Here is an 11,751-nt window from a genome sequence, read left to right on the forward strand (position 1 = left end):
AACACATATTTTACCCTATTACTAAAGATATTATCACCAAATAAAAAATCTTTGCACTAAACCTAATGATTTATTGCAAAGATCAATATCAGTTAACTTTAATTTTTTCTCCCTTATGACCATTATAAGTATAGGAAACTTCTTGGGCCTTGTCAAACATTCTTTACCTTTTTTTGATTTTTAATTTTTTAAAAATTTAATTAATTCTAATAATAAAAATAAAGTTTTACCAATATAAAATTTTGCCTAGGTTTAAATCCTATATCAAAAAGTTGATATTTCTCTAACCTTGGGTTTAATTCTTTAGCCCGTTTTACAAAATAACGTAATTCCTCTATTAAATGAACTGAATCATCCAACTCTAAATAACGATTTATGGTTAATAATTCTTTAGTCATACATTAACCTCCCCTAATAGACCTAATATTTTTTAATTACAACCTCTCTATTATATTATAATATGCATTAAATTTAAAACTTGTGAAAGAAATCCGAATTTAATCTATTAGAGAAGGCATTTTATATCTTATTTCTCAAAAATAAAATCAAGTAAACATTTTATGCAATTCATTAACCGCTTTTTTTTCAATTCTTGAAACATAAGAACGAGAAATTCCTAATTGTTGAGCAATCTCTCGTTGGGTTTTTGATTTCCCATCCTTCAATCCATATCTCATTTCTAACACTTTTCGTTCTCTATTACTTAAGTTTTGTAATCTTTTGTATAACTTTTCTTGTTCTAAAACTAATTCAACTTCTTCACTAACAATATCTACATCTGTTCCTAAAATATCAATTAAACTAATTTCATTTCCTTCTTTATCTGATCCAATAGGATCATGTAGAAATTTCTCATTTTTTAGTTTTTTAGTTTTCCTTAAATGCATCAAAATCTCATTTTCTATACATCGAGCAGCATAGGTTGCTAATCTAGTCTTTCTATCTGGATCAAAACTTTCAATTGCTTTAATTAACCCCACTGAACCAATAGAGATTAAATCTTCACTATCAGCTCTAGCTCCATCATACTTTTTTACTATATGAGCTACTAATCTCATATTATGTTCAATTAATTTATTTTTTGCTTCCATATCACCTTGCTTTATTCTTTTTAAACATTCCTTCTCTTCTTCAGCAGTTAATGGTTGAGGAAAAGTAGTCCCATCAGAAATATAGGATATTAAAAGCATTATCCCATCTAATAAACTAACTATTGCTTCAGATAAAAAAATAGGCACCATAAACTGGTCACCTCCTAATTCTTACTTATATCTATATGAGATGAGTCAGTTAATTGTGCCTGTCCAAGAATTTTAATTACTTTTTAACTATCTCCAGATTAACCTTTTTCTGTAAGTCTTTTATTATTTTCAAGATATCTTCTTTTGTTCCAGAAGTTACTTCTAATCTCAATAAACCAATTTCTCCCTCAGTACCTATCACTGTTACCATTGCTAACCCTTCGTAAGCCTTAATTATTTTATCTATAAAAGCTAATTCTTGTTTAGGAACTTTTATTTTTATTATAGAAGTGCTAGTCATCACTATTTAACTCCTTAATTAATGTCTTGATTTTAGTAACTAATAAATCAACAGCTACCTTATTATAGCCTCCTTCAGGAATGATTACATCAGCATACTTTTTAGTTGGTTCAACAAATTGCTGATGCATCGGTCTTACCACATCAAGATACTGATTAACTACAGAATTCATAGTCCGTTCTCTTTCTTCTATGTCTCTTAATAATCGTCTAATAAACCTTACATCATTATCTGTATCAACATAAACTTTAATATCTAATAGATCTCTAATAGCTTCATTTTCTAAAATTAAAATTCCTTCTAAAATAATTACTTCTTTGGATTTAACTGGTATTATCTTATCGGTTCGAGTATGACGCTTAAAACTATAAACTGGCTTATTAATTGACTCTCCAGCTAGTAATTGTTTAAGATGCTCTAATAATAAATCAGTATCAAAAGCAAAAGGATGGTCATAATTAGTATTTTTTCTCTCTTCAAAATCTAAATGATCCTGATTCTTATAATAGGAATCTTGCTGAATCATCGAAATATTATCATCGCCTAACTCTTCTATAATCGTGTTAGCTACAGTGGTTTTACCAGATCCAGTACCTCCTGTAATGCCTATTAAAACTGGCTTGCTCATTGTACATCCCCCTTTTTACGCCTTACTAAATCATATTCTTTAACTGGTTGTTCTACTTTTACTGTAATTAATTGGTGCGGATGAGGAGCATTGGATATTCTCTCTCCCTCTTCATTTATAATATAATCTATTTTAGTAGAAAAAGTATCTGTCTTAGGGCCAAAAATTTCAACTACATCTCCTTGGAAAAACTTAGTTCTAACTTCAATTACTGCTTCTTTACTATCTGGTAAATAGTCTCTAATAATCCCCATAAAATCATAATTGCGGGAATATCCTGAACCATCATAGTTTTGTTCACTACCACCAGGCTCTCCAAAATAAAAACCTGTGGTATATAATCTATGACTAACCTTTTTAAGTTCAGTCCACCACTCTTCTTTAAATTTAAATTGCTTAGGGTCTTTTGCATAAGCATCTAAAGCTCGACGATATACATTGGTTACTGTAGCTACATAATGTAAACTTTTCATCCGACCTTCAATCTTAAAACTATTTAGTCCAGATTTAACAAGTTCAGGAATATTTCTTATCATACATAAATCCTTAGAATTAAAAATATAAGTTCCTTGGTCGTCTTCATAAACCGGATAGTATTCTCCAGGTCGTTTCTCTTCCATTAGAGTATATTTCCAGCGGCATGAATGAGCACATTCTCCCCGGTTAGCATCACGATTAATCATATAGTTACTAAGTAAACATCGCCCAGAATAAGAAATACACATTGCTCCATGAATAAAAGCTTCTAACGAAATATTGACTTGCTCTCTAATCTGACTTATTTCTTCTAATGATAACTCTCGGGCCAAGATAACTCTGCTAGCCCCTTGCTTCTTCCAAAATGAAACTGTACTCCAATTGGTATTATTTGCTTGGGTACTAATATGTATATCTAATTCAGGTGCTATATCCTGCACAATAGAAAAGACTCCTGGGTCTGCTACAATTACTGCATCAATATCTAACTTAGCTAATTCTTTAATATACTCATCCAACCCTACTAAATCTTCATTATGAGGAATTAAATTCACAGTTACATAAACTTTAGCTCCTCGCTGATGAGCATATTTTACTCCTTCTTTAATTTGCTCTAAAGAAAAGTTTTTAGCTTTGGCCCGTAAACCATAGTGTTGTCCACCCAAATAAACAGCATCTGCTCCATACTGAACAGCTACTTTTAATTTCTCTAAACTCCCTGCTGGAGCTAATAATTCAGGCATTTTCATTATTCATTCTCCTCCTTCTTCACACTAATTGCTACACCATCTCCTAAAGGAATTATTGTTGAACTAAGTCGTTTATCATCCATTACTGTAGTTACATATTCTCGTAACCTCTTAGTTAAGGTATTATACCGGGGATGGTAAAATCGATCATCTGCAATCATCCCTTTAAACAAAACATCATCTGCCACAATTAAACCACCATCAGTTAATAACTTCATTCCTTCTTCTAAAAAGTTCATATATTGGCCCTTAGCAGCATCAATAAATATTAAATCAAACTTTCCTTCTAACTTAGGCATAAGCTCTAAAGCATCCCCAACCAATAATTCAATATTATCACAATTAAAAGATTGAAAAAATTTACGTGCTATTTTAGCATCACGTTCTTTTAACTCAATAGTTACTATTTCTCCAGAATAATCTTCAGCTAACCAGAGAGTAGAATATCCAATTGCTGTCCCCAATTCTAAAACTCTTTGTGGTCTATGAATTTTAATTAACAATTGTAATAAATTCCCTACTTCCGGTTCAATAATAGGGATGTTTTTTTCTACAGCTACTTCTTCTACCTCTTTTATTTCATCAGATACAGAAGATTGTTTTTCTCGTAAATAATCAATAATCCAATCTTGAACTATATTACTCATTGAATTCCTCCTTAGTAGTACCTTAATACTTATTTTTAACTATTTAAAAATAAATATTACAACCAAAGCTTAATACATTAGTGCCAGTAATGAGTTAATAAATATCCCTCACTACTGACACACTTAAGTTATATCTAATATTCCCTTATCACTTATCTTTTAATTCCTTTTGGACTCGAAGATGGGCTTTATAAGTCTTAGTAAACTTATGTTTGCCATCTTCAGTGGCTACATAGTACAAATAATCTGTCTTAGCTGGATTTAATGCTGCTTTAATCGCCTTTATTCCGGGATTATTAATTGGCCCAGGTGGCAAACCGTAATTTTTATAAGTGTTATAAGGAGAATCAACTTCCAAATCACTGTAAAACAATTTGCTTTTATGCTTGTCTAATGCATATTGTACAGTAGCATCTAATTGTAATTTCATACCTCTTTTAAGACGATTATAAATTACACTAGAGATTAAATTCATTTCTTCCTCTAATTTAGCTTCAGCTTGAATTAAAGAAGCAATCGTTATAATCTGATACAGATTATAATCACTCTTTTTAACTTCCATTTGTAAAGGATTTATCCTTTCCTTAAATTCTTCTAACATCTTTTTCACAACATCTTTTTCAAAACTATCATAAGAAAGATAATAAGTCGCCGGAAATAAAAATCCTTCTAAATTATAATTTACTTTTGACCTCTCAGGTAACCACTTTAACTTCTTCTTTTTTACTATTTTTAAAAAATCTTTGGAGTTAAAACCATAATTGCTTAATTTAGTAGCAATCTCCTTTACTGTCATTCCCTCTGGAACAGTGAATTCATAAAAAGCTGTCTTTCCTTTAATTAACTTATCAATGATATCTAGCATAGACATTTTAGAAGTTAACCTATAGTGCCCAGCTTTAATTTCTGTTGTTAGCCCTCTAATTCTTAAATACAATTCAAAGAACAAAGGACTTCTAATTATACTTTCCTCGTATAAATCATTTGTTATTTCATTTAAAGAGGTCCCTGATTTAATAGCTATAACTTGTGCACTCATCTTATTCTCATTTCTTGGTTTAAATAATTGATAGCTAAAATAAAATACTCCAATGCCAATTATAATCGTAAGCAGCCAAATGGTAGATTTTTTTAACCATTTATTAATGGCCATACTCTTACAACCCCTTTTAAACGTATTATATTTTAAAGATTACCTTCTCTATTATAATTGATATTATTATATTTAGCAAATGCAAATCAATAAAGAAAGCAGCTTGGAATATATTCCAAGCTGCTTTCTTTATGCTATTTCTTCTAGTTTTGTGCCATCCTTAATATGTATATTAGCCTTATTAATTACTGTAATCACAACTGCCTTAAACTCCCTCACTTCAATAATTATAGCCAGGTTATGCTCTTGATCTATAATAGCCACTTCTTCTCCTGTATTATTATACTCTAACAACTTATGGTCTAAGCTTAAAACAATTGCAGCTACTAATTCCTCATCAACTTCACGTTCTTTCATTCTTTCTAAGGCATGGGTTGTACCTTCAACTCGAAAACACTTCCCATTTAACATAAATTCCGATAATAACATATCAAGCCCCCCTAAATTCTATGTTCTTATTAAAAGTATTGACTAAATACAGATTTTATATACTAAATAGGGGGTAACATTTAAAGATTACTCTTCCAGTTCTTTCTGTAGTTTAACTAATTCTTCTTCATCTACAACTGGACGATAAGCTTTATTTCCTTCCTTATCTTTTACTGTCTTTAAGGCATATCCTTCTCCTACTTCTTCATCTTCATCCATTAAAATCAGATAAGTAGTATTATCTACATCTAAACTAGTTACTACCTCAAATCTTCTTTTTTTACCATTAGCCTCTTCTAAAATAACTATTCCATCTTCTTCATTAATTAATTTAATTATTCCTTCTTCTTTTGCCATTACTATCACCTCTTACTTATTATTAAAATAATTATAGTTTCTATGCACAAATTATAAACTATCTAAATAATTTTGTAAAATTACTACAGCAGCCATTTTGTCAATAACTTTCTTTCTCTTTTTTCGACTTAAATCTGCATCTATTAAAGTCTTTTCTGCTGCTTTAGTAGATAAGCGTTCATCCCAGGTTATAACAGGGAGATCAATGGTTTCTTTTAGTTTATCTACAAATGATAATACTTTTTGAGCTCTGGGCCCTATAGTTCCGTTCATATTTTTAGGAAGGCCTACTACTACTTTCTCCACATTATATTTATCTATTAGTGACGCTATATAATCTAACTTTTCTTGGCTGGATTCTTCTTCAACTATAGTCTTTCCTTGAGCTGTCCATCCTAACGGGTCACTTACTGCAACTCCTGTTCTTTTATCTCCTACATCTAAACCCATAATCCTCATAATCAAACTCACTCCTTAACTGGTTCTTTAATAACCACATTAAATGCAAATCTAAACTGGGGCAGATTAACTTGGTTAGCTGGTTTAATTTGATAAGTTGATAATTCTGGCTTATTATTTAAAATTTCTTTAGCAATTTTAACTCTTTTCCCGATAATTCTTTCTATAATCTCTTTCTTATCTATTTTACCAATAATTTGTCCTCTAGCTTTAATATTAAGCTTAATTTCTTGGGGGCTTATTTGAGTCAATTCTAATCTTTGAATAGTAATTTCAGGAGACTTTAATTTAAAATCATCTCTTAAACTCTCTTTATATGATTTAAAAACTAAAGCAGTTAACCCCTCCTTTTTTACCGCAAAACTTGTAGCTTTAATACTACCTGTGATCGCTAATTGCTTAGCTATATCTCCCACTTTTAGTTTGTGATTTAATATCGTTTCACTAAATTGAATATCATCTTTAAAACAAATTACTGTTGCTGGAAACAGATTACTTATTCGTTGGCGTGCTTTCTTTAATAACACACTTTTAGCTTTTTTTAATCCGCGCTTAATATCTTGGTGAGTGATAACTTTAACTATACTATTTTCTCCTCCAGTAGTAGATTCTGGATTAATAATCTTAACTGGGTAGGAATTATTAACAAATTGAACGATTCTAGCTTTACTAACATTCCCTACTTCTCCTTTATGTATAGCTTCAATATTAACTTCTGCTCTTCCTGCTTTTACTCCTACTACCATCTCCATAAACTTATTTACCTTAGCACTAGGTACTGTTACTTCTTCTAGTGTTCTAAATTGAACTCCATTTCTAGTAGCTACTTTTGTTCCTTGAGGAATAGTAATCTTCCGTCGTTGGTCATTAATTAAAGCTAAAAAACCAGTTGCTTTACTAACTCCTATCTCTTTATGTCCCGTAGCCTTAACTTTTATTTGCTCCTTTAGCTTAACTTGCTTTTTTATTAAAGGAATCATTTTAGATTGATAATTAATATTTTCCAATCTTTTTAATCCTTTAACTTGAATAGATATTGGCTTCTTTTCTAAAACAGGAACAAGGTCTATCGTAATTAAAGGAATAGTAAAATAAAACCAAACTCCAGCTGCTACTATTATTAAGATAAATATAAGAGCAAGTTTACCAAAAACGCTTGATTTTGATCTAGAATTATTTGAAGGTTGGTCCTCTACAGCAACTATAGCTGCTTGTTCTTGAGTTGCTGCAACCTCTATCTGACTTCCTGTTTGAACTTCAAATTCTTCCAGAGAGGAATATACTAAAAATCCTACTTCAACCAATAAATTCTTAATTTTTTCTATATCAGTTATAAATATTAACTCTTTTTCCTCTTTTTGAGCATGAGATTTAATCAACTCAATATTAATTTGTCCACTAAAAATAGGTGACTTATGATGAATAATAATCACTATTTTATCTTTAGGATCTGATTTAATCCTTTCTAATAAAGAGCTAAGTGGTTCATCAGGGTCTATATAGATTTTATTATAGTCTTGCAAGATTAATCACCTCCATTCTTATCTGCCTATATTAACTGATAACTTATCCCATATATTTCGTTCATATACCTCTTGGATCATTGTAGCCTGTAAAGCCAAACTTTTAGGGGTTACATTCTCAGCTCCTGTTAGTCTTCCTATCCTATCTTTAACTCCAGTTATATCCTCTGCAGATAACAATTTAATATCAGGTTTTCTAAAAAACGGAAGATTCTCATACATTCTACGTTTTTGAATCCCATCAAATAAACCATTTAAAGAACTTCCTCCACCACATAAATATATTTTTTGGGGTAAAGCCTCTGACTGGGCCAACTTATCTAAGGCTACTTCTATTCCTTCATATAATAAATTAAGGTCACTCTTTAATAATTTGTCTATTTCTTCTGTTTCATTTAACTTTCCAGTTGAATAAGCTATCTTTAATTCTTCTGCTTTTTGTAAAGAGAGATTAAACTCCCTAGCTAAAGTTTTTGTAAAAGCTCGTCCAGCTAAACTAAACATCTTTGTTCCTTCAATACCACCATTTCGAATTAAAGCAATATCAGTTGTCCCTCCACCAATATCAATAACTATAGCCCCAAACTCATATGCCTCATTACTCATAATACTTTTAGCAATTGCAAATGGTTCCGCAATTATTCCAACTAATTTATAACCTAATCTATCAGCTATTGTTTCTAAAGCTCCAATATGAACCAGCGGAGCAAAAGTATTAAATGCTGTTAATTCTAAATTCTTCCCTTGAAATTCTTCCGGATTTGTGATTTTATAACCATCAAGCTTGATTTCAACAATCGATGAATTAATCAATTGTACTTTGACATTATCCAACCCTGTATCTGCTAATAACTCTTCTCTAGCTTGATTAAGAGCCTTTTTTTGGGTTTCTTGGGCCAAATTATCTAATTCTTTTCTTTTAAGCTTTCTTTTAGAAAACAAGCGTTTATGATTTAAAGTAGTTACATCTCCTTTAACAAATTCACCAGCAATACCAATCACAATTTCTTCTGGCTCTACCTCTGCCATCTCTGTAGCTTCTTCAATTGCTTCATAACTCTTTTTTATTACATCCTCAATATTAGAAACTGCTCCTCCATCCATATTAGAATAAGACTGCTGTACTCGTCCATAACCTATTATCTCACAAATATATTGCTCATCAAACTTAACTACTACTGCTTTAACATACTCTGTTCCTATATCCAAGGCAATTCGATATTGATAATCTTCAGAATCTGACTTATTAAAAACATTATTTAATATGGATAAAATGTTTAACACCCCCTGCTATTACAAAATTATCCATAAAACAATATTTTCCTTCTTTTCAGCAGGGAAATCTAATTTTTTTTGCTAACTAATACTATATATAATAGAGTAAAAATAGGAAATAACAATAAAGTAGCTGCAGCAACTACTCCTGAATCATTAACTAACATGGTCACTGTACTACCAACAATTGAACCTCTAAATCCAGCTGCTAAGCTTGGATAATTAATAATCAAATCCCGAATCTTTCCTTGCGGCCATTTAAATAAAATTATTAGAATAATCACAAAAGCAAGTAATACCCGACTCCAGATTGTCCATCTTAATAATTTTAAGTTCATCTGTAACTTACGAGATATAATTACTAATAATTCACTAATTCCTTCTTCTTTAATCACTACTAAAGTATGGGCTAAATGTGTATTGGTCTTTAATCCTCCATAAAAATCTATTAAAATAATTATTAAAACTGTTCCCAACAAAACTAAACTTATTTTCAATAATATCTTCCAGTCAAAATTATATCCCTTTAAATTAAAATAAGTAACACTACAGGCAAGAGTAGCAGTAATTACCCCCCCAAAATTGGCCCCTGCTTTAGGATATCCAACCGTTAATACTAGCAAAATAAATAATATTAGCATGTGCTTATTAACCAGTCTTTCTTTAAGCTCCTGTAGTCCAGTTAATCCAATAATACCCGCTCCAATTAAAACCCCCATAAACTCATTTCCTATCCCATAAAATCTAGCTCCTATAACCGGAGAATAACCTAACACAGATAATTTTGTCCAATCAGCACCACGCCAAAGATCAAAAGTTAATAAAGTAGTAATTACCAAAGTAGGCACTAAAAAAGGTAATAATTTATTCTCTTGCTGAATCGTATAATGGGCCAAGAATAAACTGATTATTAACCAACTACTGATGGCAAAATAAATATTTTGGTCAAGAAAATAACTTGACAACAAAAAACAAGAAGGGATCCATAATAAACTAATCAATAAATAAATACTAATCCGCTCTAATAAATTATTATCTCTATTATAAATAAAGATAAAAGCTACTAAACCTAATGTAATAATCTGTAATAGAATAAATCCTTTAACTACTATTGGACGCCACTTAAAAGTTCTCTTTATTTTATTATTTAATTGACTTAAATAATCTAATCCCTTATCGGACTTAACACTAGTCATCCCACGCCCAGTAAATTGACCCTTATTAGAATTTATGAGACTATAATAAATAGTTGGTGCTATATCAAGACTTGTAATTAACCCCGTTCTTCTTGTACTACCAGAAGTTAATAAACCATCCTTTATTGTAGGCCCAACTAAAGTGGCCAAAGTTAATTTATTACCGCTAGCTGGAGTTGGAATAACAACCAATAGATAATCTTTATTAAAATCCAACTCTTTTACTATCAACCCTAATAATCTATCAACTCGTTTAATTGCTTTTTTCTTAGCTTGCTTAAACTTTTTAGTAGTTAATAACTGTCTTACTGCTTCAATCCGTGATGTATCACCCGATTCTACAACTAATAGATCACTCGTATCGAAAAATTTATTAAATTGTTTCATTAAATAATCATGGTCAGTTATATAACCAGAGGGATATTGATCAGTTTGACGATACATTTTCTGACCAACATCCCCCTGCTTAACTATACCATATTTATTGATCCCGATTAAAGCAACCTGTCTTCTGGCTTGATTCCATATATCTGCGTTACCTAACACTGCAACATCTAAATTAGCTTGATTTAATAAAGTGGTTAAATGACCAATCTCGGCTTGATAGGAACTGGATTGATTGGCATCTCTTATACTTTTTAACCGCAAATTAACAATATCCGCCTCTGTATTTAAATGACCTACTCGCCTAATATAAATATCCCTTACTTTAGTTCCCTGATATTCTTCGGTTAAATTAAAGTTTAAATAACCTCCCTTATCAACTCTAGCTCTAGTACCAGCACCAATAGTTAAATAACTATCATCTGGCTCTAACTCTCCAGCAGTTCTCATATTCATTAAGCCCACGGCTCCATTAGTAATTAGTTGCTCTAAATTCGGAGTTTTAATCTCTTCTATCTCCGCTAAGCTAACTCCATCCATAATAAAAAGTATAAATCTACTATCTGTAGCTTGAACTAAAGGGGAGGATAAAACTATAAACAAAAGAGTTATAAAAATAATATATCTCTTCATTTAACCACTCCAAACTTAATCCTTTAAATAGTTTTTTACTAACTCCTCAATAATTTCATCTCTTTCAAACTGCCTAATCTTACTTCGAGCATTTTGATGACTAGTAATATATGCCGGATCTCCAGAAAGAATATAACCAACTATTTGATTAATTGGATTATAATCTCTTTCTTCTAAAGCTTGATAAACTTCTTTTAAAACCTTAGCTACTTTACTTTCTTCTTCCTTATCAACTTTAAACATCATAGTCTTATCGAAATCATTCATTTATCTCACCCCAAACTTAATAATATTATTCC

14 protein-coding genes are annotated in these 11,751 nt (G+C 30.8%); all 14 read right to left on the reverse strand.

Features of this window, described 5'->3' with window-relative positions; translation table 11 throughout:
* Positions 1-206 precede the first annotated feature (206 nt).
* The 14 genes from HALHA_RS10040 to HALHA_RS10105 all read right to left on the reverse strand — a co-directional run bounded on the left by HALHA_RS10040 (position 207) and on the right by HALHA_RS10105 (position 11,719).
* The gene (locus HALHA_RS10040; RefSeq protein WP_015327662.1) at positions 207-398 is read right to left on the reverse strand and encodes a hypothetical protein; all 192 of its coding nucleotides are present in this window, start codon (positions 396-398) and stop codon (positions 207-209) included.
* 147 nt (positions 399-545) lie between these two features.
* Positions 546-1,241 (reverse strand): RNA polymerase sporulation sigma factor SigK, encoded by a 696-nt coding sequence (gene sigK / locus HALHA_RS10045; protein ID WP_015327663.1) that lies wholly within the window; start codon positions 1,239-1,241, stop codon positions 546-548.
* A 76-nt stretch (positions 1,242-1,317) separates the two neighbouring features.
* Positions 1,318-1,542, reverse strand: a complete 225-nt coding sequence (locus tag HALHA_RS10050) for a DUF4911 domain-containing protein (protein ID WP_015327664.1) — start codon at positions 1,540-1,542, stop codon at positions 1,318-1,320.
* On the reverse strand, positions 1,535-2,170 hold the full coding sequence (udk, locus tag HALHA_RS10055) for a uridine kinase (protein ID WP_015327665.1): 636 nt from the start codon (positions 2,168-2,170) through the stop codon (positions 1,535-1,537). Before udk ends, HALHA_RS10050 begins: the two co-directional genes overlap by 8 nt.
* Positions 2,167-3,396, reverse strand: a complete 1,230-nt coding sequence (locus HALHA_RS10060) for a peptidase U32 family protein (RefSeq protein ID WP_015327666.1) — start codon at positions 3,394-3,396, stop codon at positions 2,167-2,169. The genes udk and HALHA_RS10060 overlap by 4 nt, the downstream gene beginning before the upstream one ends.
* Entirely contained in the window at positions 3,396-4,043 is a 648-nt protein-coding gene (locus HALHA_RS10065) for an O-methyltransferase (RefSeq protein WP_015327667.1), read from the reverse strand. Before HALHA_RS10065 ends, HALHA_RS10060 begins: the two co-directional genes overlap by 1 nt.
* Before the next feature lie 148 nt (positions 4,044-4,191).
* Positions 4,192-5,196, reverse strand: a complete 1,005-nt coding sequence (mltG, locus tag HALHA_RS10070; RefSeq protein ID WP_015327668.1) for an endolytic transglycosylase MltG — start codon at positions 5,194-5,196, stop codon at positions 4,192-4,194.
* A 129-nt stretch (positions 5,197-5,325) separates the two neighbouring features.
* Positions 5,326-5,625, reverse strand: coding sequence for a DUF4258 domain-containing protein (locus HALHA_RS10075; RefSeq protein ID WP_015327669.1), 300 nt, complete (start codon positions 5,623-5,625; stop codon positions 5,326-5,328).
* A gap of 87 nt (positions 5,626-5,712) precedes the next feature.
* Complete coding sequence (locus tag HALHA_RS10080; protein ID WP_015327670.1) at positions 5,713-5,982, reverse strand: DUF1292 domain-containing protein; 270 nt, start codon at positions 5,980-5,982, stop codon at positions 5,713-5,715.
* 51 nt (positions 5,983-6,033) lie between these two features.
* Complete coding sequence (ruvX, locus tag HALHA_RS10085; protein WP_015327671.1) at positions 6,034-6,441, reverse strand: Holliday junction resolvase RuvX; 408 nt, start codon at positions 6,439-6,441, stop codon at positions 6,034-6,036.
* A gap of 8 nt (positions 6,442-6,449) precedes the next feature.
* On the reverse strand, positions 6,450-7,964 hold the full coding sequence (locus HALHA_RS10090; protein WP_015327672.1) for a baseplate J/gp47 family protein: 1,515 nt from the start codon (positions 7,962-7,964) through the stop codon (positions 6,450-6,452).
* 18 nt (positions 7,965-7,982) lie between these two features.
* On the reverse strand, positions 7,983-9,248 hold the full coding sequence (locus tag HALHA_RS10095) for a cell division FtsA domain-containing protein (protein WP_015327673.1): 1,266 nt from the start codon (positions 9,246-9,248) through the stop codon (positions 7,983-7,985).
* Positions 9,249-9,307: 59 nt separating this feature from the next.
* On the reverse strand, positions 9,308-11,452 hold the full coding sequence (locus tag HALHA_RS10100; RefSeq protein ID WP_015327674.1) for a hypothetical protein: 2,145 nt from the start codon (positions 11,450-11,452) through the stop codon (positions 9,308-9,310).
* A 15-nt stretch (positions 11,453-11,467) separates the two neighbouring features.
* On the reverse strand, positions 11,468-11,719 hold the full coding sequence (locus HALHA_RS10105; RefSeq protein WP_015327675.1) for an IreB family regulatory phosphoprotein: 252 nt from the start codon (positions 11,717-11,719) through the stop codon (positions 11,468-11,470).
* Between the last annotated feature and the right edge of the window lie 32 nt (positions 11,720-11,751).

Source organism: Halobacteroides halobius DSM 5150 (assembly GCF_000328625.1).
GTDB classification, from domain to species: Bacteria; Bacillota; Halanaerobiia; order Halobacteroidales; family Halobacteroidaceae; genus Halobacteroides; species Halobacteroides halobius.